The organism is Propionivibrio limicola (assembly GCF_009469695.1).
In the GTDB taxonomy this organism is placed as follows: Bacteria; Pseudomonadota; Gammaproteobacteria; order Burkholderiales; family Rhodocyclaceae; genus Propionivibrio; species Propionivibrio limicola.
In genome coordinates this window covers 38,812-63,432 of record NZ_SSSR01000020.1, presented here as the reverse complement: position 1 = coordinate 63,432, position 24,621 = coordinate 38,812, and the positions used below count along the sequence as shown (strand labels likewise).

Below are 24,621 nucleotides of genomic sequence, written 5' to 3'. Positions count from 1 at the left end.
GAAAGGCTGGCATTCATACGCGCAGAATCCTCGCCGCCTCCTCTGATGCCTACCGGGAGTCCATCCTTGGACTCGGGTAGGTTTGATGCGATTGCCCTGCGGCCGTTTGTGGGAGGCCGCAGGGTCTGGCGTGGAACAGGCTCTTGTGGCCGGACTTTGTCATCAAACTGTAATCCCCTCTTAATAAACTGGCGAAAAAACTGTCATGGAGTGACGCGTAGATGCCAGCGAATGTTCTTGTTGTCGAAGATGAGCCTGCCATTCAGGAATTGATCGCCGCCAGCCTGCAGCATGCCGGGCACCGGGTGTTGCGCGCCGATTCGGCCGAGGATGCGGTGTCCCTGGTCAATGAAACCCTGCCCGACGTGGTGTTGCTCGACTGGATGCTGCCCGGCATGAGCGGTATTCAGTACGCCCGCCGCTTGCGCAATGACGAGCGGACGCGCGATTTGCCGATCATCATGTTGACGGCGCGCAGCGAGGAGCAGGACAAGGTGGCCGGCCTCGAATCAGGCGCCGATGATTACCTGACCAAGCCGTTTTCGCCGCGCGAGCTGCTGGCGCGCATCAAGGCGGTGCTGCGCCGCCGTGCGCCGCAAATGACCGAGGATTGCGTCGAGGTCGACGGGCTGCGCGTCGATCCGGTGACGCATCGCGTTTCCGGCAACGGCCAGCCGCTCGATCTGGGGCCGACCGAGTTCCGCCTGCTGCACTTCTTCATGACGCACCCGGAGCGCGTCCATAGCCGCGCCCTGTTGCTCGATCAGGTGTGGGGCGACCACATTTTCGTCGAGGAGCGAACGGTCGACGTGCATATCCGCCGCCTGCGCGCTTCGCTTGAGGCGACGGGGCACGACCGCCTGATCCAGACGGTGCGCGGTAGCGGCTATCGCTTCTCGGCGCAGCCAGAGTGAGCGATTGCGATGCGTGACGGCACAGGGGTTATCTTGATGTCGCCAGGGGGGATGCTCGGATGAGCACTATTTGGGTACGGACCTTGTGGCAATTGCTGGCCATCGTCGTCTTCGTGTTCGCCCCGGTCGCCGTGGCGTGGGATGTCGCTACCGGTCTGCTTGCGCTCATCGCCGGCCTGCTGTTCCTGCTCGGTTGGCACGTTTTCCATTTTGGCCTGTTGATGGGCTGGCTGGAGGGATCGCTCGACAGTCCGCTGCCGCGCGGCAGCGGCGCGTGGGAGATCGCCTTCGCCGGATTGCACCGGCGCGTGCGCATCCGCCTTGGCCAGCAACAGTCGCTGACCGAGACGCTGGAGCGTTTCATGCGCGCCTTCCAGGCACTGCCCGATGGCGTCATTGCCTTCGACCGGCACCGGCACATCGACTGGATCAACGAGCGCGCGGCGGCGCATTTTGCCCTGTCGGCCGGGACGGATCGCGGGCAGGCGCTGACCAATCTCATCCGGCACCCGGATTTCGTCGCCTACCTCGACAACGGCCACTTCGATGAGCCGCTGATTTACCGCGGCGGGCGCGTCGAGGGACTGACGCTGCTGTTGCAGGTCATTCCCTACGGCAACGACCAGAGCCTGCTGGTGTCGCGCGATATCAGCCAGCTCGAGCGCATGGAAACGATGCGGCGCGATTTCATCGCCAACGTGTCGCACGAACTGAAAACGCCGCTGACGGTGGTGGCCGGGTTTTCCGAAATGCTGGCCGAAGGCTACGAGGAGTACTCGGCCGACGAGGTTAAGCGCTATCTCAAGCTGATCTGCGAACAGAACGGGCGCATGCAGCATTTGATCGAGGACCTGTTGACGCTGTCTTCGCTGGAGTCGGGCGGGGCGCCGCCCATCGACGAGCGGGTCGAGGTGGCGCCGATGCTGCACAGCATCCTGAACGACATCAAGGCGCTGTCGGCCGGACAGCACGAAATTTCGCTGGCGGTCGAGATGCCGTCGGTGCTGCGCGGTTGCGCCAACGAATTGCGCAGTGCGTTTGGCAATCTCGCCAGCAATGCGGTGCGCTACACGCCGGCCGGTGGCCGCATCGAACTGGTGTGGCGGGTGAACGCAGAGAACGGCGCCGGCGAGTTTGTGGTGACCGATACCGGCATCGGCATCGCCGCGCAACACTTGCCGCGGCTTACCGAGCGCTTCTATCGCGTGGATCGCAGCCGATCGCGCGAAACGGGCGGGACTGGTCTTGGGCTGGCGATCGTCAAGCACGTGCTGACCCGCCATCAGGCGACGCTCGCCGTGACCAGTGAACTGGGCAAGGGCAGCTGTTTTACCGCCCGCATTCCGGCAGAGCGCCTGTTGTCCCGTCAATAGCGGTTGCTTGGGACCGAGCGGCCTGATTCAACAGACTTCGAAGCTGAGCCGCTCAAAGTCGGCGCCTTGGTCGAGAACGCGCTTGAACTCGATCTGCCAGGCGCCGTCGGTGAATAGCTCGACCCGCTGGCCGCTCCTGAACCAGCCCGGCGGCACGACCAGCGACCGTTCGGCGCGTCCGTTTTCCATGCCGTTGATGGCAGGCAGCAGGAAAGCGCGCTGGTAAAGACCGTCCGGTCGGCCGAGCGCATCGAGCGGGCGGGCGGCAATCGCTTCCGGCATGCCCGGCAGCGCCATGAGGCCGGCAACCAGTCCGCCTTCCTTTTCCTGCATCAGCCAGGTGATCTTGGCCAGCAGATAGCGTTCGCCGTCGTGCGGACAGATGGCGAGCAGTTGTCCGTGTTCCATTTTCCGGCCGGCAATGCTGCGTGCCAGACGAAACCCGTTGGCCGACTGGTTGATGACTTCCCAGTCATCGGTCCGGTAAGGGAGCTGTTCCTTGTGGAGATGCAGCGTCTGTTGCGGGTTGGTCTGGAAGCGGAAGGCGAAGAGTCGGTCGAAGTCCTTCCTCGAATAGGTGCGCACGTTTTCCGGTTGAACGAACGGCTGGCCGGAAATGAAATAGTGCATTTCCTCGAAGCTGGTGCAAAGCGAGGCGATGCCGGAGGTGGCGTGGCGCCGGAACTTGCGTGCCGCGCGCGCCTGCGACCAGGGGCGGGACAGATAGTCGAGCAGGCGCACGCATTGGCCGGCGGTGCAGTCGTCGCCGAGCAGCAATTGCGCCGGCGTGACGCGTTGGCGCAATTGCTGGCGGACATGGATCATCTGCTGGGCCAGGCGGGAGGTGTCAAGGCGGCGGAGATGCTCGGTGTGCAGGCAGTCGGCGACCGGCCGCAAGGCCGCATCCTGCATCAATTCGATGACAAAGGCGGGCAAGGTTTCACCGGCCGTGACCGGATGGACGCTGATCAGCGGCGACCACAAGGTGGCCCAGCGCCGGACCAGCGACTGGTCGCGCAACGACAGGCTGTAGGGACTCGCCATGTCACAAAGCAGGGTGGTGACATAAGCCGCCATACAGTTCGTTTCGCGTCCGAGCGGGTCGAGCGGATCCGGAATGGCAAGGCTGGCGACGTTCCATTCCTCGGCGCTGGCGTAATAGCCGTGAATGTCGAGCCACAGGCCCCACGGCAATTCGCGGCGGGCGCGCTGATGTTCGAAAACGGCCATGCCCGTGTGCTGAATGCAGCGGTGCAGCACCATCGCCACGCGGCGAGCGTAGGCGATATCGTCCTCGATCTGGTCCCGGCCGGTGCAATGGGCGTAGGCCTTGGCCGTTTTCAGCCAGAGGCCGGTGACCAGCCGGAAAACGCGTTCCTCGACTTCGCCGAGCGGGAGCGGCTTGGCCAGATAGCGCTTCGCCAGTTCGCCGGTAACGAAGGCGGCCGGCAGGCGCATCTGTTCGAGCAGCTTGAGATACGACTCGCCATCGGGCGGAAAGGCCTGCAGGCTGTCGAGCAGACGGACGAGGTCGTTGGCCGCCTGCGGCGGATTGACGAGCGGCAGCCGGGCAACGATGTCGCAGCCGGTCTGGAAGTCAGGGATCGGCAGGAGGGTGACGGGGTCGGTGTAAGGAATGTCCATGATGACTTGTCGAAGTCAGTCGGCCGCAGGTGTCGGGGAAGTAAGCCGTGTTGCCGCCATTATCCGTCGACAAGCGCGATTTCCGGAGGTTTCGTGCGGACGAGCGTTGAAATCAGCGCTTGGCTGTGCGCGCTCAGTCATCGGCAACGCTCCCGCCCGGGAGAATGGTCTGGTATTCGTGCGCGGCAATGAAGCGCGCCCAGGCCAGCGGGCTGATTTTGCTTTCCGCGAAGGTGCCGGTCGCCACCCTCGCCGCCGCCGTGATCAGCGGCGGGTTGAGCAGCAGCCAGGCACCCGCCGCGCCGCCGTGCGCCGGCGGCAGCCAGTAATGGAAGGGGAAGAGCGCCGTCTTGAGCAGCAGGCCGGCGACCATCAGCAGGCAGGCGATGGCTGAGAGCAGCAGCGGGCCGGTGATTTCGAGCGTGACGTACAGGTTAAAGAGGTCGGTCGACAGAAAGAGCGCGTTGAGCCCGGCCAGCAGGAAACCGGTCAGCGTCCAGAAAAAGCGGCTTTCCGTTGCCGCGCGGGCGAAATAGGCGCGGCCATAAATCGCCAGCGGTAGCGCCACCGACTGGGTGAGGATGAGAAAGACGCCGCTGCCCATCAGGTTGAAGGCCAGAATCCGGCGCAGCAAATCGGCGAGCAGGATGACCGCCGCGCCGCCCATCGCAAACAGCACGGCTCCCGTCACGGCAAAGATCAGTCCGCCGCTCATGTGTCGCCCCCGGCGTGGCTTTCTTCCCGCTCGGAAAGGAAGAGGAACAGTCCGGCCAGCGTGCGCCAGCCGCTCCAGAGCAGCGCGGCGGGCGATGGCGTAGCCAACGCTGGCACTCGCGGCCAGCGTCAGCGGCCAGATCATCAGCAGCTTGGCGGCGACGGCGAGACTTTCCGCCTGGACGGCCATGCCGAGCACGATGTAGCCCAGGCCCAGATTGTCCGCCTTGGCCAGCGCATGCAGGCGGCTATAGACATCGGGAAAGCGCAGCAGCCCGATCGTTCCGGCCAGATAGAAGAAGGTGCCAACGATGAGCAGTAGGCGGCTCGTCCATTCAATCAGGGTGTCGATCATCACGCCCCTTTCTTGTTCGCCTCGTTTCGTTTTCTGCTCCGTGTCCGCTCTGCCAGGCGCGCCGTGCGAACGCGATGCCGGAAATGGCGGCCAGCAGCGCCAGCGTCAACGCCACGTCGATGAGCGGCGTGCCGCCGTGCGCCGAAAGCAGTACGAGGATACCGACGCCGGTGCTGCCGAAGAGCAGGGCCATCAGCATGCGGTCGGCGACGGTCGGTCCGCGCGCCGCGCGCAGGAGCGCGATGACCAGATTGACGAGCAGGAAGAGCGCGACTGGCTGTTCAAAGCCGTTGCCCGGAAAGCCCATGCTCATGGCCTCGCCTCGAAGAGATGCGCGATGCGTGCTTCAAGCACGTTTGCCTCGCGTCGGCCGTTCAGCCGCTCGTCGAGCAGATGCACATACAGGTGATGGCCGTCGAGCCGGACACCCAGTGTGCCCGGCATCGGGCCGAGCGCATTGGCCATCAGCACGCGCGGCGCACCGGCAGGCAGGTTGAGTTCAAGCTCGATCAATCCGGGCTTCGGCTGCGCCCGCGGCTGCAGTGCGAGGCGGGCGACCTGCAGGCCGCCGAGCACCGAGTTCCAGATGAAGAAGGCGAGAAAGCCGGGCAGTCGCCGGAAGCGTAGTCGCGGCGCGTGGGCGGTGCCGGGGCGGGATGAGGGTCAGGCTGAGGCTGAGCGCGGCGCCGACGGTGATCAGGCCGAAGCCGGCGCCGATCGCGTCCATCCTCCCTTCGGTGATGATCCACCAGAGCAGCGTGAGCAGCAGCGTGCGCTGGCCGATGTCGAAACGGCGCTCGCGGTCGCTCATCGGGCAACATCCGTTCCGGCGCGTGCCGGGCGGGCGTGTTTCTCGAATGCCCGCCAGACGATCTTTTCCGCCTCCACGCAGAGCAGGACGAACAGCCCGCCGAGCACGATGCGGCCCCAGGTGTCCGCGTCGAGCGGCGCGGTGCCGAACAGCGGGTGCAGCAGCGGCACGTAGGTCAGCGCCAGTTGCAGCACGAGCAGGATGGCAATGGCCTGCAGCACGCGCGGATTGCCGGTGAGGCCGTCGCGCGAAAGGACGCTGCCGGTCAGGCGTCGGCAATTGAAGAGGTAGAAAATCTGCCCCATGGCCAGCATGTTGACGGCTGCCGTGCGGGCCTCGTCGAGTGGCTGGCCGGCGTCAAGCTCATGCAGGAAGAGGCCGAACGAGGTGACGACGAGCAGCGTCATCACGAAGAAAATGCGCCACAGCATGAAGCCGTTGATCAGCGAGTCGGCCGGATTGCGCGGCGGGCGCGTCATGAGCCCGGGTTCGGGATGCTCGAAGGCCAGCGCCAGCGACAGCGTCGTTGCCGTCACCATGTTGATCCACAGGATCTGCACCGGCGTGATCGGCAGCGTCATGCCGGCGATGACGGCGACGAGCACCATCGCCGCCTGCCCGAAGCTGGTCGGCAGGACATAGACGATGGCCTTGCGCAGATTGTCATAGATGGTGCGCCCTTCCTCGACGGCGGCGGCGATTGAGGCGAAGTTGTCGTCGGCGAGCACCATCGCGGCGGCTTCCTTGGCCGCTTCGGTGCCCTTGTGGCCCATGGCGACGCCGACGTCGGCCCGTTTCAGCGCCGGCGCGTCATTGACGCCGTCGCCGGTCATGGCCGCGATCTCGCCATTGGCCTGCAGCGCTTCGACGAGCCGCAGCTTGTGTTCCGGGCTGGCGCGGGCGAAGACGTCGATTTCGGCGACGGCGCGGCGCAGGGCGGTGGCGTCCATGGCCTCGATCTCGGCGCCGGTCAGCGTGCGGCCGTCCGGATTGAGTCCCATCGAACGGGCAATCGCGCTGGCGGTCACGCCATGGTCGCCGGTGATCATCTTGATGCGGATGCCGGCGGCGTGGCAGCTGGCGACGGCGCGGATCGCCTCCGGGCGCGGCGGGTCCATGATGCCGACGAGGGCGAGCAGCGTCAGGTCGTTGTCGACATCGCCGAATTTCAGCTCGTGCTTGTCGCGTGGCAAGACGGCGAAGGCGAGCGCCAGCACGCGGAAGCCTTCGCGTGCCAGTGCGTCGATGCCCTGATGCCAGTAGGTCGTTTCGAGCGGACGGTCCTCGCCGTCCTCGCGTTGCCGGGCGCACATCGACAGCAATCGTTCCGGCGCCCCCTTGACGAAGGCGAAGGCGTGGCCCTCGTGGTCGTGATGCAGGGTGGCCATGAAGCGATGCTCGGATTCGAACGGAATGACGTCGGTGCGCGGCAGGGCACCCGTCTCGAAACGCGCGTCGAGGCCGCACTTGAGCGCCAGTGTCAGCAGTGCGCCTTCGGTCGGATCGCCTTCAAGATGCCAGTGGCCACCTTCGGTCGACTCCGCCGGGCCGTGCTCGATGAGGCGGGCGTCGTTGCACAGCAGGGCGGCCCGGGCGATGTCGACGAGTTCCGGCAAATCGGTCGCCTCGACCTCGCGCTCGTCAAGCGAGAAGCTCCCCTGCGGCGCATAGCCGACACCGCTGACACTGATCGTGCGGCGCGCGGTGACGATGCGTTGTACGGTCATCTCGTTCTTGGTCAGCGTGCCCGTCTTGTCGGAGCAGATGGTGGTCACCGAGCCGAGCGTCTCGACGGCCGGCATGCGCCGGATGATGGCGTTGCGTTCGGCCATGCGGCGCACGCCGATGGCCAGCGTGATCGTCATGATGGCCGGCAAACCTTCCGGAATTGCCGCGACGGCGAGGCCGACGGCGGGCAGGAACATCTCGGCCGCCGTCTGCCCGTGCATCCCCATGCCGTAGGCGATGGTGAGGGCGGCGAGCGCCAGGATGCCGACCGTCAGCCAGCGGCCGAAGACCGCCATCTGGCGGAGCAGCGGCGTTTCGACGGCTTCGACGGTGGCCAGCAGGCGGCCGATGCGGCCGATTTCGGTGCTGTCGCCGGTGGCGACGACGACGCCACGCGCTTGCCCGAAGACGACGAGCGTACCGGAGAACGCCATGCTCGTGCGGTCGCCGGTGGGCGCGTCGACGGCGACCGGAGCGGTCGATTTCTCGACCGGCTCCGATTCGCCGGTCAGCGCGGCTTCCTCAATGCGCAGGTTGCGCTGCTCGATCAGGCGCAGGTCGGCCGGCACCTTGTCGCCGGAGGCGAGCAGCACGACGTCGCCGGGTACCAGCTGGTCGGCGTCGATTTCCTGCCGGTGGCCGTCGCGCAGGACGACGGCGTGCAGCGACAGCAGGTTGCGCAAGGCGTCGAGCGATTTTTCCGCCTTGCCTTCCTGGATAAAGCCGATCAGGGCGTTGATGACGGTGACGCCGACGATCACCGCCGTGTCGACGGCGTGGCCGAGCAGCGCCGTGACGGCGGCCGAGCCGAGCAGGACGTAGATGAGGACGTTGTGAAACTGGAGCAGAAAGCGGACAAGCGCGCTGCGTTTCTTCGGCGGCGTCAGCCGGTTCGGGCCGACTTTGGCAAGCCGCCGCCGGGCCTCGTCTTCGCTCAGCCCGGTCGGGCGGCTGGACTGAGCGTCGAGGGCGGCGGGGACGGTGAGGTTGTGCCAGGGTCGGGGGGGCATGGCATCGCCTCGTGATCGTCAGGGAACGAGCAGGACGTCGCAGCTGGCGTGGTAGAGGATGTTTTGCGTGATGCTGCCGAGCAGCCGTTCCTCGACCGCGCTGCCGCCGTGCTTGCCCATGACGATGAGATCGGTGCCTGTTTTTTCCGACAGCTCGAAGATCGCCGTGGCCGGGAAGGCGTGGTAGAGCCGGCTCGGCGGGCGCTCATCGTCGGTGATGCCGAGTCTGCTTCTGAATTCCCGCATGCCTTTTTCGGCAAACTTGCGCTCGTCTTCGCGGTAGCGTTCGATGTCCGCATCGGTCGCCCCGGCCAGCCGCATGCGGCCTTCGAACTGGACGAGATAGGCGTTCAGGAAAGTGTGTTGCGCGTCTGGAAACAAATCCAGGGCGAGCCGCGCGGCGCGCAGGGCGTTGTCCGAATAGTCGGTGGCGATCAGCACATTCGTGTACCCGGCACCGGATGGACGGCGGGCAAGCAGGACCGGGAGGGCGGCCTGTTCGAGCACCTTGAGCGCCGTACCGCCGACGACGGTGTCGCCGATCCAGTTTTCCCCGTGCTCGCCGACGACGAGCAGTTGCGCGTCCTGTTGTTTGACGAATTCGGCAATCTGGGCTGTCGCCCGTCCACTGCGGAATTCGTGGCGGACCGCGATGTCGAAGCGCCGGGCGATGTCGTCGCTGAGCTGGGCGAGCCGCTGCTGGGCGGTCGTGCGCGCCGCTTCGCCGCCCCATTCGCCGGTGTCGTAGATGCTTTGCAGGCTGGCCCACAGGCTGTCGTTGAAGACGTGCAGCAGGCAAAGGTCGGCGTGCCACTGTCGGGCGAGTTGGGCGGCGCTTTCAACGGCCATGTTGGCGCCAGTGGAAAGGTCGGTCGCCGCGACGATGGAGGTGATTTTTTCGTGTGCCGAGTCTGCCATGACGCTCTCCTTGGGGGCTATCCATTTGGATACTAGCAAAGCAGAGAGGTTCTTGCCCGGCGTATCCGGCGCCGTAAAAGGCAACGCCCGCCGGTTGCGGCCGGCGGGCGTTGATGAGAGCGGGGTGCGGGACGGTCAGAGAATGACGCGCTCGATACCGCCGTTGTTGGCCTTCTGCACGTAGTCGGCCATCCAGTTCTCGCCGAGCAGGCGCTGGGCCATTTCGACGACGATGTAGTCGGCGTTGGTGTTGGCGTCGCCGTTGTAGCGCAACAGGCCTTGCAGGCAGGACGGGCAGGAAGTGAGGATCTTCACGTCGCCGTTGAATCCGTCGGCGCGCAGCTTGGCCGCGCCCTTCTCGATTTCCTCCTGCTTGCGGAAGCGCACCTGCGTTGCTACGTCCGGACGGCCCATGGCCAGCGTGCCGGCTTCGCCGCAGCAGCGATCCGACAAATCGACCTGTTGCCCCATCAGCGCGTTGGCGACCTTGATGCCCTGCATCGTCTTCATCGGCGTGTGGCACGGGTCGTGGTACATGTAGCGGGCCCCCTCGACGCCGTCGAGCTTGACGCCCTTCTCGAGCAGGTACTCGTGGATGTCGAGCAGGCGGCAGCCGGGGAAGATCTTCTCGAACTGGTACTTCAAGAGCTGATCCATGCAGGTGCCGCAGGAGACGATCACCGTGTTGATGTCGAGATAGTTCAGCGTGTTGGCGACGCGGTGGAAGAGCACGCGGTTGTCGGTGGTGATCTTCTGGCCGAGGTCGGATTCGCCGGCGGCGATCTGCGGGTAGCCGCAGCACAGGTAGCCCGGCGGCAATACCGTCTGCACGCCGATCTCGTAGAGCATCGCCTGCGTCGCCAGGCCGACCTGCGAGAACAGGCGCTCCGAGCCGCAGCCCGGGAAGTAGAAGACGGCGTCGCCGTTGTAGTCCGGCGCGTTGACCTTCTGCGGGTCGCGGATCACCGGCACGATCTTGTCGTCCTCGATGTCGAGCAGCGCGCGCGAGGTGCGCTTCGGCAGGTTGCCCGGCATCGGCTTGTTGACGAAGTGGATGATCTGCGTGCGCACCGTCGGCTGGCCGAGCGTCGTCGGCGGCTGCTTGGTCTGGCGCTGGATCAGGCCGAGCGCCTTGGCGACCTTGTGCGCGAAGCGCTGGCCCGGATAGGCCACCGTGGCCATCAGCTTGCGGATCAGGCGGATGGTGCCGGCGTCCTTCATGGTCAGGAAAGCCATGGCGAAGGCCTTGCCCGGCACGAACTTCTTCTTGCCCTGTTCGCGCAGGAAGTTGCGCATGGCGATCGACACGTCGCCGAAGTCGATATCGACCGGACACGGCTTGAAGCACTTGTGGCAGACCGTGCAGTGGTCGGCGACGTCGTTGAATTCGTCGAAGTGCTTGAGCGAGATGCCGCGCCGCGTTTGCTCTTCATAGAGGAAGGCTTCGATCAGCAACGAGGTGGCGAGGATCTTATTGCGCGGCGAGTAGAGCAGGTTGGCGCGCGGCACGTGCGTCGAGCACACCGGCTTGCACTTGCCGCAGCGCAGGCAGTCCTTGATCGACGTGGAAATGCGGCCGATCTCGGATTGCTCCATGATCAGCGACTCGGTGCCGAGCAGCGAGAACGACGGCGTATACGCCTTCTCCAGATCGCCGCCGGGCATCAGCTTGCCCTTGTTGAAGTGACCGTTCGGATCGACCTTGGTCTTGTACTCGCGGAACGGGCGGATTTCCTCTTCGCTCAGGAATTCGAGCTTGGTGATGCCGATGCCGTGTTCGCCGGAGATGACGCCATCGAGCGCGCGCGCCAGATGCATGATGCGTTCGACCGCCTTGTTGCCGGTCTGCAGCATCGCGTAGTTGTCCGAGTTAATCGGGATGTTGGTGTGCACGTTGCCGTCGCCGGCGTGCATGTGCAGCGCGACGAAGACGCGGCCGCGCAGCGTTTCCTTGTGGATCGTCTCGATGCGCTCGATGATCTGGCGGTACACCGTGCCGTCGAAGATCGTTTCGAGCTGCGGCTTGAGCTCGGCCTTCCACGACACGCGCACGGAGTAATCCTGCAGGCGGTGGAAGAGGACAGGGGCTTTCGCCTTGTTCGACAGCGGCGCAGCTTCGACGCCGTAGGCCGCGAACTGCAGTTCGGCTTCGACGAGCGGCAGGTCGAGATGGTCGAGCAGCCACTGCCAGCGGGCGCGCACGGCATCGATGGCGTCGAGCGCCGCCTGGCGGCGGTCGCCGATCAGCACGTCCTTGTCGATGTTGCCGTCCTCGGTGCGCAGCGGCAGATCGCCCTTGACGAAGTCGGCGAGGTTGTCGCACAGCGCCAGCTTGTTCTGGATCGACAGTTCGATGTTGATGCGCTCGATGCCGTCGCAGTAGTCGCCCATGCGCGGCAGCGGGATGACCACGTCTTCGTTGAGCTTGAAGGCGTTGGTGTGGCGCGAGATGGCGGCGGTGCGCGAACGGTCGAGCCAGAATTTCTTGCGCGTGTCACCATCGACGGCGATGAAGCCTTCGGCCGAGCGCAGGTTGCACATGCGCACGACTTCGGCGGCGGCGTTCATCACCGCCTTGTCGTCGTGGCCGACGATGTCGCCGATCAGCACCATCTTCGGGCGGCCATGGCGCTTGGCCTTGGTCGCGTAGCCGACGGCTTTCACATAGCGTTCGTCGAGGTGTTCGAGGCCGGCGAGTTGGACGCCGGCGGCATGGCCGGCGCCGCCCGGCTTGAAGTAGTCGGTGATTTCGACGATGGCCGGCACGGCTTCGCGCACCTGGCCGAAGAATTCGAGACAGACGGTGCGTGTGTGCGGCGGCATTTTGTGCAGCACCCAGCGCGCGGCGACGATGATGCCGTCCGTGCCTTCCTTCTGCACGCCGGGCAGGCCGGCGAGGAACTTGTCGGTGACGTCCTTGCCGAGCCCGGCCTTGCGGAAGGTGGCGCCGGGGATGTCGAGCACTTCCGGCGCGCCTTTCGGCGTCTTGCCGTCTTTTTCAAAGCGCTGGATCTCGAAGCGGGCAACGGGCTGTTCGTGAATCTTGCCGAAGTTGTGGTTGACCCGGGTGATCTCCATGAGATGCCCGTCCGGATCGACCATCTTCCACCACGCCAGATTGTCGAGCGCCGTGCCCCACAGCACGGCCTTCTTGCCGCCGGCGTTCATGGCGATGTTGCCGCCGACGCAGGAGGCGGAAGCCGAGGTCGGATCGACGGCGAAGACACGGCCGGCGGCACTGGCCGCATCCGAGACGCGGTCGGTGACGACGCCGACGCCGGTGCGGATCGTCGCGTAGGGCCGGTCGCAGCCCGGCAACATCCGTTCCTCGACCGGGCCGATGTCGATCAGTTTCTCGGTGTTGATGACCACCGACTTCGGCGTCAGCGGCACGGCGCTGCCGGTGTAACCGGTGCCGCCGCCGCGCGGGATGATGGTCAGGCCGAGTTCGATGCAACCGCGCACGAGGGAAGCGATTTCTTCCTCGGTGTCCGGATAAAGGACGACGAACGGATACTCGACGCGCCAGTCGGTGGCGTCGGTGACGTGCGAGACGCGGGCGAGGCCGTCGAACGCGATGTTGTCCTTGCGCGTGTGGCGCGAGAGAGTCTTCAGAACGCGCTGGCGCAATGCCGCCGTGTCGTCGAAGTGACGCGCGAAGGCATCGACGGCGCGTTGTGCGGCCAGGCACAGGTTGTGCACCTTTTCGTTGCCCTGACGGCGCGTGTCGACTTCGTTGAGGCGATGGCGCAATGCCGCGATCAGCGCCGACCGCCGCTGGCGGTTCGACAGCATGTCGTCTTCGAGATACGGATTGCGCTGGACGACCCACATGTCGCCCAGCACCTCGTAAAGCATCCGCGCCGAGCGCCCGGTGACGCGCTGGCTGCGCAGTTCATCAAGGATGGCCCAGTTATCGGCGCCGAGCAGGCGGATGACGATCTCGCGGTCGGAGAACGAGGTGTAGTTGTACGGGATTTCGCGCAGGCGTGCGTTCATGGGAGACCTGAAGGTGCTTTGGCAAAGAGAGGAATTCTAGCTTATTAGGCCAATCTTCCGTACTGGAACGACTTGTCGAGACTATCGGACCCTGCCGTAAAGCGAAAGTTTCCCATTCTGTATCTCTGCTTCTGGAGTTCTTTTCGCGCTACCGCGGGCTATCCATACTGCTAGAATCAATCTTTTGAATGCAAGAATCGAAACTCCATGCACCCGGATTACCTCGAAAAAATTCTCAATGCACAGGTTTACGACGTTGCCGTGGAAACGCCGCTTGATGCGGCGCCGAACTTGTCGGCGCGCATTGGCAATACGGTTTTCCTCAAGCGCGAAGACATGCAGCCGGTGTTCTCGTTCAAGTTGCGCGGCGCCTACAACAAGATCGCCAAGCTTTCCCCCGAGCGCCTCAAGCGCGGCGTGATCTGCGCTTCGGCCGGCAATCACGCGCAGGGCGTGGCCCTGTCGGCGGCGAAGATCGGTTGCCGGGCGGTGATCGTGATGCCGACGACGACGCCGGACATCAAGGTGCAGGCGGTGAAGAACCGTGGCGGTGAGGTGGTGCTGGCCGGCGACTCGTTCGATGAAGCTTATGCGCACGCGCTGGAGCTGGAGAAAAGCGAAAAACTGACCTTTGTTCATCCGTTCGATGACCCCGATGTGATTGCCGGTCAGGGCACCATCGGCATGGAAATCCTGCGTCAGCATCCGAAGCCGATCCATGCCGTGTTCTGTTCCATCGGCGGTGGTGGGCTGGCGGCTGGCGTGGCGGCCTATATCAAGCGCTTGCGTCCGGAAACCAAGATCATCGGCGTCGAGACTTTTGACGCCGACGCGATGGCGCAGTCGCTGGCGGCAGGCAAACGCGTGCGCTTGAAGCAGGTCGGGCTCTTCTCGGACGGGACGGCGGTGAAATACGTCGGCGAGGAAACGTTCCGGCTGTGCCAGCAGTACATCGATGAAATCGTGCTGGTCGATACCGACGCCATCTGCGCGGCGATCAAGGACGTGTTCGAGGACACGCGCGCCGTGCTCGAACCGGCCGGCGCGCTGGCCATCGCCGGCGCCAAGGCGTATGCCAAGCAGCACAAGCTCAAGGACAAGACGCTGGTCGCCGTGGCTTCCGGCGCCAACATGAATTTCGACCGTCTGCGCTTCGTCGCCGAGCGTGCCGAGGTTGGCGAGCAGCGCGAGGCCGTGCTCGCCGTCACGCTGCCGGAGAAGCCCGGCGCGTACAAGAAGTTCGTCGATCTGATCGGCTCGCGCAATATCACCGAGTTCAATTACCGCTACAACGATCCGAAGGAGGCGCAGGTCTTCGTCGGCATCCAGGTTGCCTCGCGCGCCGAGTCGCTCAAGTTTGTCGAACAACTGCACAAGCATGGCTACGACGCACTCGATCTGACCGACGACGAAATGACCAAGCTGCACATCCGGCATCTGGTCGGCGGCCATGCACCTCAGGTCGATAACGAAATTGTCTATCGCTTCGAATTCCCGGAGCGCCCCGGCGCGCTGATGAACTTCCTCAACCAGATGAGCGCCGGCTGGAACATCAGTCTCTTCCACTACCGCAACCACGGCGCCGACTACGGCCGCGTCCTTGTCGGCATGCAGGTGCCGCAGGCGGAAATGAAGCAGTTCAACGAGTTCCTCAAGAACCTCGGTTATGCGCACTGGAACGAAACCGACAATCCGGCCTACAAGCGTTTCCTTGGCTGACAAGGCGGCTGGTTATATGTTCGTAACAAATGATTCTTTGAAGGAATAAGGCAGTCCGGATACATTCTGGTCATTGGCTGTCTATTGAAGCGAGAACATTTCCGGGTGCCTGAGGAGGAAAAGAATGCCACTGAAAATCGCCAACAACGTTACCGAACTGATCGGCAATACGCCGCTCGTCAAACTGAACCGCCTCTCGGTCGGGATCAACGGCACGGTGGTCGTCAAACTCGAATTCTTCAACCCGGCGCATAGCGTCAAGGACCGCATCGCCGCCGCGATGATCGATGCCGCGACAGCGGCCGGCAAGATCAAGGCGGATTCGATCGTGCTCGAACCGACCTCCGGCAACACCGGCATCGGTCTGGCCATGGTCTGCGCGGCGCGCGGCATCAAGTGCTGCTTCGTGATGCCGGAAACGATGAGCCGCGAGCGCCGCCTGCTGCTCAAGGCCTACGGTGCCGAGCTGGTGCTGACGCCGGGCGCCGAAGGCATGGGCGGCGCCATCAAGCGCGCCGAGGAGATGGCGGCGGCTGATGCGCGCTACTTCATCCCGCAGCAGTTCGAGAATCCGGCCAACCCGGAAATTCACCGCGAGACGACGGCCGAGGAGGTCTGGCGCGATACCGACGGCCAGGTCGACATCTTCGTCGCCGGCATCGGCACCGGCGGCACGATCACCGGCGTTGGCGAGGTGCTCAAGGCGAAGAAGCCGGGCGTCCAGGTCATCGCCGTCGAACCCGATGCGTCGCCGGTGCTCTCCGGCGGCGAAAAGGGGCCGCACCCGATCCAGGGCATCGGCGCCGGCTTCGTGCCGAAGGTGCTCAACGTCAAGGTGTACGACGAGGTCGTGCGTGTGACCGCCGACGATGCCTTTACCACGGCGCGGCGCATGGCGACCGAAGAAGGCTTGCTGGTCGGCATCTCTTCCGGCGCGGCCGTCTGGGCGGCGCTGCAGGTGGCGGCGCGGCCGGAAAACGCCGGCAAGCTGACCGTGGTGATCATCCCCTCGTTCGGCGAGCGCTACCTTTCGACCCAGCTTTACGCGCATCTCGACGTCTAAGCCAGAATCTTCCCGAGCCACGCACGGCGGATTCCCTGACAGGAGGTCCGCCGTGTCTGTTTTGTGGTGCCGGAAACGACGGTGGCAGGTGTGAATCGCCGCTGTGGCGCGGATTGGGGCAAGAGCCTGTGACTCGCCGCAGGGGATGCGGTATCGTCCACCCCGCCCAACATTTTACATTTGCGCCGAGAGCCGGATGGCCTTCTCCCGACAATCCTTTTTCCGCCGTCATTTCCGCACCCTCCTGCTGGTCGGGGTTGGTGTATTGGGAGTCTCGTCCACGGCGTGGGTGTGGCGCGAAATGGCGGGCCGCGAACGCGACCGGCTTGAGCAGCTGTTCCGGCGCGAGGCGCAGGAGCGGGGCGAACTGATCGTGCGCGCCTATGAGGCGCCGCAGGAACAGCTGTTGTCCCTGCAGCGCCTTTATCACAGCGTTGGCGACGTCGACTGGCGGGTGTTCACGAAATTCGCCGAGACGATTCCGGAACAGGTCGGGGTCGCCGGGGTGAGTTGGGCGCCGCGCGTCGAGGCGGACGAGCGCGCCGCCTTTGAACGATCCTCCCAGATGCTTTGGGGCCGCGACTACGTGATCCGCGAGCTTGACGAGGAAGGGCGGCTGGTGGCCTCGCGGCCGCAGGCGGTTTACTTCCCGTTGTTTTATCAGCTGCCCGAGGAGCATCGCGCCTTGGCCGGCGGCTTCGATTTGCATGCCTTTGCCAACCGCCAGGCACTGATCGAACGGGCGATCGACAGCGGCCAGGTCGTCTCAAACCCGGTCGGCCCGTCGATCATCAGTCTCTGGCGCAACGGCAAGCTCGTCGTGATGATGGCGCCGGTTTATCGTAGCGGCGCCATACCGTTGCTGCGTGAGGAGCGGCGGATTGCGGCGCACGGCGTGCTGGCGCTGGCGATCGATATCGGGGAGCTGTTCGATCACGCGAATGCCATGTCGCTGCCGAGTGGCCTTGTTGCGCGCCTCTATGACCAGGCGGACCCGGAGCAGGTCGTGCATTCGGCGGGAGCGTCCGGCGATGCGGATCGTGAGCCCCTTGTCGAGAGCGATCTTTCCTATCAGCGGCCGTTCGACCTGGCTGGGCGCCAATGGATCGTACGCATTGATGCCGGCCCGGCGTGGCGGACGGCGAACGGAGCGGGCTCGCTGCTCTACGTGCCGGTCATCGGCGGGCTGCTGACGCTGTGGCTGCTGCTGTACCTGCGCCGACTGGTCGGGCGCAGCGAGCTTGTTGATACGTTGAGTGCGTCGAATGCACAGGCGCGCGACGAGCAACGACGCGCCGAGTTGTGGGCGAAAAAACTGTCGCTGCTGGTCGAGCAGAATCCGGCGACGATCCTGATTACCGATCTCGATGGGCGTGTCGAATACGTCAACGACAAGTTCGTCGAAACGACCGGCTACACGCGCGAGGAAGCGATCGGCCAAGACTCGCGCGTGCTCAATCCGGGCTCCGGCGACGAAAGTGAAAAGCCGGTCTATCGCGCGCTGTGGGCGGCTCTTGAGGCCGGAAAAAGCTGGGAAGGCGAATTGCAAAACCGGCGCCGCGACGGCAGCCTCTACTGGGAGCGCGTTTTCGTTTCGGCGATCAAGGAGCACGACGGAACACCGATCTGCTTCGTTGCAATCAAGGAAGACATCACCGAACTGCGCGCCGTGATGCAACTGCTGCGCGAGAGCGAGGGACGTTTCCGGGCGGCGATGTCGGTGATGATCGAGGGCTTCGCGATCCTGTCGCCGGAGGGGCGCTTCATTTTCGCCAACCGGGCGGCCGAGGAAATTCTCGGGCGTGCTGGACTGGGGCTGCAGGGGCTGTCGCCGGCCGAGATCGAACTGGAGAGGGTGAATCCGGATGGCACCCTGTGTCCGGCCGGGAATTCGCCGGCGATACGTGCGCTGCGCGAGCAGCGCGAGGTGCGCGATGCCTTGCTCGGCTATCGTTCAGAGGCCGGCGGGAGCGTGCGCTGGGTGCAGGTGAATGCCGCACCGCTGCGCGTCGGCGACGGGGCGCGGCAGGGCGTGGTGATGACGCTCGTCGATATCACCGAGCGGCGGCGCGACGAGGAGCAGCTCAAACTCGCCTTCGAGGCGATCCGCCACAGCGGCGAGGGGATCCTGATGACCGACGCCGAACAGCGCATCATCTCGGTCAATCCGGCGTTCGAGATCCTCACCGGCTATGCGGCGGCGGAGATCATCGGTCAGACGCCGCCGATGATCACCTCGCAGCAGCACGACGAATCGTTCTTTGTGGCGATGCAGGACGTGCTGCGCCGGACCGGGCACTGGCAGGGCGAAATCAGCAGCCGCCGCAAGGGCGGTGAAGTCTTCCCGGTCTGGCTCGGCGTGTCGGTCGTGCGCGAGGCCGATGGCCGGCCGAAGTATCAGGTCTATATTTTTTCGGACATGACCGAGCGGCAGGCGGCACAGCAGCGGATTGAATTCCTGGCTCACCACGATCCGCTGACTGAATTGCCGAACCGCCTCCTGTTGCGCGACCGGGCCGAGCTCGGCATGGCGCATGCGCACCGCATGAGCGGCCGCATGGCCTTGCTCTTCCTCGATCTCGACCGCTTCAAGACGATCAACGATTCGCTCGGGCATCCGGTCGGCGACGCATTGCTGAAGGCCGTCGTCGAGCGCCTGAAAAGCTGCGTGCGCGAGACCGATACGATCAGCCGGCAGGGCGGCGATGAGTTCATCATCGTGCTCAACGACGTGCGCGACGGCGATGCGGTTTCGCGCGTCGCCGACAAGATCCATCAATACATGGCCGAGCCGTTCCTGATCGGCGAACATTCGCTGATGACCTCGTTCTCGATCGGCATCGCGCTTTACCCCGACGATGGCGACGATTTCGACGGCCTGCTGCAGAAGGCCGACACGGCGATGTATCACGCCAAGGAGGCCGGCCGGAACAGCCACCGCTTCTTCACCGAGGAGATGAACCTCAAGGTGGTCGAGCACCTGACGCTGGAGAACCAGCTGCGCCGGGCGCTCGATAATGGCGAGTTCGTCCTGCATTACCAGCCGCAGTTCGATCTGGCGGAAGAACGGATCGTCGGCGTCGAGGCGCTGATTCGCTGGAACTGCCCGGAAAAAGGCCTGGTGCCGCCCGGCCGCTTCATCCCGGTGGCCGAGGATTCCGGGCTGATCGTGCCGATCGGCGCCTGGGTGCTCGGTGAGGCGTGCCGGCAGGCGCGGGCCTGGCAGGACGCTGGGTTGCCGCCGTTTACGGTCGCCGTCAATCTGTCGGCGATCCAGTTCCGGCGGCCCGACCTCATCAACAACGTGATCAATGCGCTGGTACTTTCCGACCTTGACGCGCAATGGCTTGAACTCGAACTGACCGAGTCGATCCTGATCCAGGATGCCGAAACCACCCTTGATACGGTGCGCCGGCTGAAGGCGCTGGGCATCAAACTGTCGGTCGACGACTTCGGCACCGGCTATTCGAGCCTGACCTATCTCAAGCGTTTCGCCGTCGACAAGCTGAAGATCGACCAGTCGTTCGTGCGCGAACTGGTCAGCGATCCCGACGATGCCGCCATCGTCCGCGCCATCATCCAGATGGCGCACAGCCTGAAGTTGAAGACGATTGCCGAGGGCGTCGAGAGCCGCGAACTGGCCGATTTGCTGCGCCTGTTTCACTGCGACGAGGCGCAAGGCTATTTGTTTGCCCGCCCGATGCCGGCCGACGAACTGGAAGCGTTCGTGCGGGCCCGCCTGGAACCGCCGCGTCACCCGCTCGCCTGAGCGCGATTGCCGGCGTTTTTTCTCCGTTCGGGAAGATTCAGGCGGGCGAGCGCCCCGCCGCGAGCGCCAGATAACGCTGGTGCAGGCGCTCCACCTGTGCCTGAAGCGCCGCCTTGCCGTCGTTGTTGGTCAGCACGTCATCGGCGGCGGCGAGCCGGTCGGCGCGTGTGGCCTGCGTCGCCATGATGGCCCGCACTTCGTCTGCCGACAGTCCGCTGCGCGCCATGACGCGTTCAATCTGCACCGATTCCTCGCAATCGACGACGACGGTCCGGTCGGTCTGCGCGCGGTAGGCGCCCGATTCGACGAGCAGCGGCACCACCAGCAGCACGTAAGGCGCGTTGTCCGCCGCCTGGCAGCGCGCCGCACTCTCGCGCCGGATCATCGGGTGCAGGATGGCTTCGAGCTGGCGCTTGGCGCCGGGATCGGAAAAACACAGGCGGCGCATGGCGGCGCGGTCGAGGCTGCCGTCGGCCTGCGCGATGCCGGCGCCGAAGGTGCGGATGATCTCCGGCATGGCGGCGCCACCCGCCGCGGTCAGTTCATGGGCAATGCCGTCGGTGTCGACGACCTTGGCGCCAAGCATGGCAAACAGGTCGGCGGCGGTGCTCTTGCCGCTGCCGATGCCGCCGGTCAGTCCGATAATCAATCTCGCGTGAGTGGGGGCGCGGTGACTCATCGTCCGGGGAGTGTTCAGCGATTCTTGCAGGGTGTCAGTTTGGCCGCCGGAACGACGCTGGCGGCCTTGGTCACCGCCTCGCGCTGGGTGTCGACGGTGCGAATCTTGACGATGGCGGTGCCCGGCTTGTCGACGCGCTCGGCGATCCTGGCCGAGCGGACGCCCTTGGCGCGCAGCGATTCAAGCAGGGCGGTCGCGCCATCCTTGTTGGCGAAAAGCCCGAGCGAAATCGCCCGGTTGTTCGGGCCGTTGTCCTGCATGATGAAAAATTCGGTCACGCCGAGCGACCTGAGTTCCTCGGACTTGCTTTCGGCGTCCTTCTTCGTCGCCAGCGGCGGAATATGCACCCAGTAGCTGGAACGCCCGGGCGTCGTCACGGTGCGCTCTATCCTGACGCCGGTGAGGCGGGCCGACAGCCGTTTTTCAAGGCGTTCGGCCTCGGGCTGGCTGATTTCGCCGGTGGTCAGGCAGATGTCGACCGGTTTTTTCTCGGTGGCGGCGGGCGTTGCGGGCTGTTCGCTGGCGGCCGGTTTTTCGGCCACGGCAGCGGAGTCGGGCGTTTCGCTGGTTTCAGGTGCCTTTTTCTCGTCGTCGAGGGGTGTTTCTTTTGTTTGTCTACTGTTTTCGGGTGGCGTGTCGCGCGAAACGATGCGAATCTGGTCGGCCGCGATTTGCTGGTGGAGGCGGGAAGCCTCCTGGTTGGCCGTGCCGCCGAGCAAGCCCTGAGCCCAGGCGAGAAACAGCAGGTTTGCGAGTACAAGTACAAAAACGAGAACGCGCATCGAAAATCCTTGGCAGATGAACAATGGAGCGCGGCGGGCGCTCAATCCCGCCAGTATACGTTGCCGGGAAAAGTCCTGTCTCGCATCAGGCGTTTGCGGCGCGGCTCAGCGACTCAGTGCGAAGCGTCGCAGTCCTTCGAGGATCAGCGTGTCTTTGATCTGGTGCGGGATGGTCAAGGCGTCGGAAATGCGTGCCGCCGCGCCGCCGGTGAGCAGGCACAGGGCGCTGGCCGGCAGTGGTCGGAACATGCGCTCGATGGCGCCGGCCTGGGCATTGAGGCAGCCGCTGACGATGGCGTCCATGGTGTTGCGCGGCGCGGTGCGCAAGGAACCCTCGGCGAGCGGCAACTGCGCTGTGTTGCGGGCCAGCGAGGCGAGCATGAGGTCGATGCCGGGCAGGATCAGTCCGCCCTGAAAGGTCCCCGCCGCATCCAGCCAGTCGACGGTGGTCGCCGTGCCGGCGCAGACGACGAGACAGTCGCCGGACGTCAGGCTGCGTGCGCCGATCAGCGCCGCCCAGCGGTCGGCGCCGAGGCGCTCCGGTTGCTCGTAGGAGTTCCGTACGCCGCAGGCGGTCGCCGACGGGCGGAGCCAGCGTGGCGTCAGGCCGTGGGTGGACAGACTCCGCTTGATGATTGCTTCGATGGTGGTTCCGGCCACATTGCAGGCGACGCAATCCGCCCCGCGCGGCCAGCCGCGCGCGGTTTCGCCGAGGCGGGCGGCATCGCTGGTCGGGAGGGCGCCGTGTTCGATCCACTGCGCGCCGTCGTGGAGCCCCCACTTGAGGCGCGAGTTGCCGGCGTCGAGGGCGATCAGCATGGCGGGCGCAGCGAGAGATCGCCGGACAGGCAGCGTTCGAGGCCGCTGGCGGTTTCGACGAGCAGCGCGCCGTCTTCGTCGGCGCCCCGGCAGACGCCTTCCATTTCGACGCGGCCGTCGCGCAGCAGGCGGACGCGACTGTCCTGCCAGGCGTTGCGCGCCTGCCACTCATGGCGCAGGCCGGCAAAACCGGCGCGATCGAAATCGTCGAAGACGGCGGCCAGTTGAGCGAGCAGGCGGGCGAACAGCGCGTGGCGTTCCGGCGGGGCCTCAAGAATTACTTCGAGTGCCGTGGGCGGCAGCGAGGCGGCGTGCTGCGGGATGGCCTCCGGGCGCTTCAGGTTGAGACCGATGCCGATGACGGCCAGCGCCCCGTCTTCGTCGGCGTGCAGTTCGATCAGGATGCCGCCGAGTTTGGCGCCCTCGTGGAGAATGTCGTTCGGCCATTTGAGGGCGACCCCGGCCGCGCCGAATGTTTCCAGTGCCTGCACGACGGCGACGCCGACGGCCAGCGACAGGCCGGACAGTTTTTCCAGTCCGCCATTAAAGCGCCACAGCACGGAGAAGGTCAGACTCGCTTCCGGTGTGGCGACCCACTGGCGGCCGCGGCTGCCGCGTCCGGCCGTCTGCCGGTCGGTGATGACGACGCGGCCGGAAGGTGCGCCTTCGGCCGCGTGTTGCAGCAACAGGGTATTGGTCGATTCGCACTCGGCGAGCGCGTCGACATCGAACCGACCGCGCGTCGCGCCCAGCAGCGATTGCAGGCGGGCCGGATCAATCAACGAGGAGGGATGGGTCATAAGAGCGGCCGTGTTTCAAAGGCCGCCATTATCGCCGATTATGCGTGGGGCTGATCCGGCTCGTCCGCGCGCGCACCATCGAGGCCGAGCTCCTGAATCTTGCGCGTGATGGTGTTGCGGCCGATGCCCAAGGCCAGGGCGGCTTCGATGCGCCGCCCGCCAGTATGGGCCAGGGCGCGCTGGATCAGGATGCGCTCGAAAACCTGGGTCAGGCTTTCGTGCACGTTGCCTTCGCTGTTGGCCAGCAGGCGGTCGACTTCCATGGCCAGCCCGCTCTCCCAGTTCGACGCCGCCGCGCTCGGCGTGGCTTCGCGCAGCTCGGACGGCAAGTCGGCGACGTCGACCTGCTGCCCCGGCGCCATGACCGTCAGCCAGTGGCAGACGTTTTCCAGCTGGCGAACGTTGCCCGGGAAATCGAGCAGCGCGAGGTACTTGAGCGCGGCTTCCGAGAATCGTTTCGGTTCGACGCCCAGTTCCAGCGCGCTTTTTTGCAGGAAATGCTTGGCGAGGATCGGGATGTCCTCGCGCCGCTCGCGCAGGCTCGGCAGGCGAACGCGGATCACGTTCAGGCGGTGGAACAGGTCCTCGCGGAACAGTCCTTCCTTGACCCGCGCTTCCAGGTTCTGGTGCGTGGCGGCGATGATGCGGACGTTGGCCTTGATCGGCGAGTGGCCTCCGACGCGGTAGTAGTTGCCATCCGAGAGCACGCGCAGCAGGCGGGTCTGCAGTTCGGCCGGCATGTCGCCGATCTCGTCAAGAAACAGCGTGCCGCCTTCGGCCTGCTCGAAGCGGCCGCGCCGCTGGGCGGCGGCGCCGGTGAAGGCGCCCCGTTCATGCCCGAACAGCTCGGATTCGAGCAGGTCTTTCGGGATGGCGGCGGTGTTGATGGCGATGAACGGTTTGTCGGCGCGCGGGCTGTGGCGGTGCACGGCGTGTGCGACGAGTTCCTTGCCGCTTCCCGATTCGCCGGTGATGAGCACCGTCGCCGCCGATTGGCTGAGGCGGCCGATGGCGCGGAAAACTTCCTGCATGGCCGGCGCCTGGCCGAGAATTTCCGGAATGGTGCCGATTTCGCCCGATCCCTCGCCCTGGTGCAGGCTCTCGTCGATGGCGCGACGAATGAGTTCGATGGCCTGATCAACGTCGAACGGTTTGGGCATGTACTCAAACGCGCCACCCTGGAAGGCCGCGACGGCGCTATCGAGATCGGAATAAGCGGTCATGATGATGACCGGCAGCGAGGGAAAGCGGGATTTGACCCGTTTGAGCAGCTCCAGCCCCGAGTCGCCCGGCATGCGGATGTCGGAGACCAGAACTTGCGGCGGTTCGGCGCCGGCATCGAGTTGCGCCAGCGCTTCGGTCGCCGAGGTAAAGCTCTTGAACGGCACCTGCTCGCGCGACAGCGTCCGTTCCAGTACCCAACGGATAGATTTGTCGTCGTCGACGATCCACACGGGTTTCATTTTGTTTTCAGCAATCATGTTTATTCGACGGCCTTTTTAAGCAAATAGCTTGCCATGGTTG

Annotated in this window: 18 protein-coding genes; 5 read left to right on the top strand and 13 right to left on the bottom strand. The window is 65.0% G+C overall.

From position 1 onward, the window contains the following. Positions 1 to 221: 221 nt before the first annotated feature. Together phoB and phoR are read left to right on the top strand one after the other, a co-directional pair. Positions 222 to 914: a phosphate regulon transcriptional regulator PhoB gene (phoB, locus tag GH659_RS12500; protein WP_153111765.1), complete on the top strand. Its 693-nt coding sequence runs from the start codon at positions 222 to 224 to the stop codon at positions 912 to 914. Between the two features lie 59 nt (positions 915 to 973). Next, complete coding sequence (phoR, locus tag GH659_RS12495; protein ID WP_153111764.1) at positions 974 to 2,287, top strand: phosphate regulon sensor histidine kinase PhoR; 1,314 nt, start codon at positions 974 to 976, stop codon at positions 2,285 to 2,287. Between the two features lie 27 nt (positions 2,288 to 2,314). On the opposite strand, the gene GH659_RS12490 is transcribed toward phoR, so the two are convergent. The 8 genes from GH659_RS12490 to GH659_RS12455 all read right to left on the bottom strand — a co-directional run bounded on the left by GH659_RS12490 (position 2,315) and on the right by GH659_RS12455 (position 13,466). Next, complete coding sequence (locus GH659_RS12490) at positions 2,315 to 3,931, bottom strand: hypothetical protein (protein ID WP_153111763.1); 1,617 nt, start codon at positions 3,929 to 3,931, stop codon at positions 2,315 to 2,317. A gap of 133 nt (positions 3,932 to 4,064) precedes the next feature. Continuing rightward, complete coding sequence (locus tag GH659_RS14925) at positions 4,065 to 5,000, bottom strand: monovalent cation/H(+) antiporter subunit G (RefSeq protein ID WP_153111771.1); 936 nt, start codon at positions 4,998 to 5,000, stop codon at positions 4,065 to 4,067. Beyond that, entirely contained in the window at positions 4,981 to 5,313 is a 333-nt protein-coding gene (locus GH659_RS12480) for an MrpF/PhaF family protein (RefSeq protein ID WP_211364236.1), read from the bottom strand. The genes GH659_RS14925 and GH659_RS12480 overlap by 20 nt, the downstream gene beginning before the upstream one ends. After that, positions 5,310 to 5,576: a Na+/H+ antiporter subunit E gene (locus tag GH659_RS12475; protein WP_246167840.1), complete on the bottom strand. Its 267-nt coding sequence runs from the start codon at positions 5,574 to 5,576 to the stop codon at positions 5,310 to 5,312. The genes GH659_RS12480 and GH659_RS12475 overlap by 4 nt, the downstream gene beginning before the upstream one ends. Then, positions 5,500 to 5,811 (bottom strand): hypothetical protein, encoded by a 312-nt coding sequence (locus tag GH659_RS12470; protein ID WP_153111761.1) that lies wholly within the window; start codon positions 5,809 to 5,811, stop codon positions 5,500 to 5,502. Before GH659_RS12470 ends, GH659_RS12475 begins: the two co-directional genes overlap by 77 nt. After that, positions 5,808 to 8,549: a cation-transporting P-type ATPase gene (locus GH659_RS12465; RefSeq protein ID WP_153111760.1), complete on the bottom strand. Its 2,742-nt coding sequence runs from the start codon at positions 8,547 to 8,549 to the stop codon at positions 5,808 to 5,810. The genes GH659_RS12470 and GH659_RS12465 overlap by 4 nt, the downstream gene beginning before the upstream one ends. Before the next feature lie 18 nt (positions 8,550 to 8,567). Next, on the bottom strand, positions 8,568 to 9,467 hold the full coding sequence (locus GH659_RS12460) for a universal stress protein (protein WP_153111759.1): 900 nt from the start codon (positions 9,465 to 9,467) through the stop codon (positions 8,568 to 8,570). 135 nt (positions 9,468 to 9,602) lie between these two features. Then, positions 9,603 to 13,466 (bottom strand): DUF3683 domain-containing protein, encoded by a 3,864-nt coding sequence (locus tag GH659_RS12455; protein WP_153111758.1) that lies wholly within the window; start codon positions 13,464 to 13,466, stop codon positions 9,603 to 9,605. A gap of 207 nt (positions 13,467 to 13,673) precedes the next feature. Here GH659_RS12455 and ilvA point away from each other — a divergent pair, with 207 nt between their 5' ends. The 3 genes from ilvA (at position 13,674) to GH659_RS12440 (ending at position 20,017) form a co-directional block, all read left to right on the top strand. Further along, entirely contained in the window at positions 13,674 to 15,185 is a 1,512-nt protein-coding gene (ilvA, locus tag GH659_RS12450) for a threonine ammonia-lyase, biosynthetic (protein ID WP_153111757.1), read from the top strand. Positions 15,186 to 15,309: 124 nt separating this feature from the next. Then, positions 15,310 to 16,248 carry a cysteine synthase A gene (gene cysK / locus GH659_RS12445; protein WP_281349755.1) on the top strand — a complete coding sequence of 313 codons (939 nt, stop codon included), beginning with the start codon at positions 15,310 to 15,312 and terminating at the stop codon, positions 16,246 to 16,248. Between the two features lie 196 nt (positions 16,249 to 16,444). Then, the gene (locus GH659_RS12440; protein WP_170285886.1) at positions 16,445 to 20,017 is read left to right on the top strand and encodes an EAL domain-containing protein; all 3,573 of its coding nucleotides are present in this window, start codon (positions 16,445 to 16,447) and stop codon (positions 20,015 to 20,017) included. Between the two features lie 37 nt (positions 20,018 to 20,054). Here the strand turns inward: GH659_RS12440 and coaE are convergent, their stop codons facing one another. From coaE to ntrC, 5 genes are all read right to left on the bottom strand, one after another. Beyond that, positions 20,055 to 20,696, bottom strand: a complete 642-nt coding sequence (coaE, locus tag GH659_RS12435; RefSeq protein WP_153111755.1) for a dephospho-CoA kinase — start codon at positions 20,694 to 20,696, stop codon at positions 20,055 to 20,057. Positions 20,697 to 20,710: 14 nt separating this feature from the next. Then, positions 20,711 to 21,478, bottom strand: a complete 768-nt coding sequence (locus GH659_RS12430; RefSeq protein ID WP_153111754.1) for an SPOR domain-containing protein — start codon at positions 21,476 to 21,478, stop codon at positions 20,711 to 20,713. A gap of 105 nt (positions 21,479 to 21,583) precedes the next feature. Next, positions 21,584 to 22,297 (bottom strand): type III pantothenate kinase, encoded by a 714-nt coding sequence (locus GH659_RS12425; protein WP_153111753.1) that lies wholly within the window; start codon positions 22,295 to 22,297, stop codon positions 21,584 to 21,586. Beyond that, positions 22,291 to 23,097, bottom strand: a complete 807-nt coding sequence (locus GH659_RS12420; protein WP_153111752.1) for a biotin--[acetyl-CoA-carboxylase] ligase — start codon at positions 23,095 to 23,097, stop codon at positions 22,291 to 22,293. The genes GH659_RS12425 and GH659_RS12420 overlap by 7 nt, the downstream gene beginning before the upstream one ends. Positions 23,098 to 23,135: 38 nt before the next feature. Further along, positions 23,136 to 24,560 carry a nitrogen regulation protein NR(I) gene (gene ntrC, locus GH659_RS12415; RefSeq protein WP_153111751.1) on the bottom strand — a complete coding sequence of 475 codons (1,425 nt, stop codon included), beginning with the start codon at positions 24,558 to 24,560 and terminating at the stop codon, positions 23,136 to 23,138. Positions 24,561 to 24,621: the final 61 nt, after the last annotated feature.

Excerpts from the sequence above, each read along its gene's own strand:
- phoB (WP_153111765.1), top strand. The coding sequence starts at position 222 with ATGCCAGCGAATGTTCTTGTTGTCGAAGATGAGCCTGCCATTCAGGAA.
- coaE (WP_153111755.1), bottom strand. The coding sequence starts at position 20,696 with ATGAGTCACCGCGCCCCCACTCACGCGAGATTGATTATCGGACTGACC.
- GH659_RS14925 (WP_153111771.1), bottom strand. The coding sequence starts at position 5,000 with ATGATCGACACCCTGATTGAATGGACGAGCCGCCTACTGCTCATCGTT.
- cysK (WP_281349755.1), top strand. The coding sequence starts at position 15,310 with ATGCCACTGAAAATCGCCAACAACGTTACCGAACTGATCGGCAATACG.
- GH659_RS12425 (WP_153111753.1), bottom strand. The coding sequence starts at position 22,297 with ATGCTGATCGCCCTCGACGCCGGCAACTCGCGCCTCAAGTGGGGGCTC.
- GH659_RS12480 (WP_211364236.1), bottom strand. The coding sequence starts at position 5,313 with ATGAGCATGGGCTTTCCGGGCAACGGCTTTGAACAGCCAGTCGCGCTC.
- phoR (WP_153111764.1), top strand. The coding sequence starts at position 974 with ATGAGCACTATTTGGGTACGGACCTTGTGGCAATTGCTGGCCATCGTC.
- GH659_RS12455 (WP_153111758.1), bottom strand. The coding sequence starts at position 13,466 with ATGAACGCACGCCTGCGCGAAATCCCGTACAACTACACCTCGTTCTCC.
- GH659_RS12470 (WP_153111761.1), bottom strand. The coding sequence starts at position 5,811 with ATGAGCGACCGCGAGCGCCGTTTCGACATCGGCCAGCGCACGCTGCTG.
- GH659_RS12460 (WP_153111759.1), bottom strand. The coding sequence starts at position 9,467 with ATGGCAGACTCGGCACACGAAAAAATCACCTCCATCGTCGCGGCGACC.
- GH659_RS12465 (WP_153111760.1), bottom strand. The coding sequence starts at position 8,549 with ATGCCCCCCCGACCCTGGCACAACCTCACCGTCCCCGCCGCCCTCGAC.
- GH659_RS12420 (WP_153111752.1), bottom strand. The coding sequence starts at position 23,097 with ATGACCCATCCCTCCTCGTTGATTGATCCGGCCCGCCTGCAATCGCTG.
- GH659_RS12440 (WP_170285886.1), top strand. The coding sequence starts at position 16,445 with ATGGCCTTCTCCCGACAATCCTTTTTCCGCCGTCATTTCCGCACCCTC.
- GH659_RS12490 (WP_153111763.1), bottom strand. The coding sequence starts at position 3,931 with ATGGACATTCCTTACACCGACCCCGTCACCCTCCTGCCGATCCCTGAC.
- ilvA (WP_153111757.1), top strand. The coding sequence starts at position 13,674 with ATGCACCCGGATTACCTCGAAAAAATTCTCAATGCACAGGTTTACGAC.
- ntrC (WP_153111751.1), bottom strand. The coding sequence starts at position 24,560 with ATGAAACCCGTGTGGATCGTCGACGACGACAAATCTATCCGTTGGGTA.
- GH659_RS12430 (WP_153111754.1), bottom strand. The coding sequence starts at position 21,478 with ATGCGCGTTCTCGTTTTTGTACTTGTACTCGCAAACCTGCTGTTTCTC.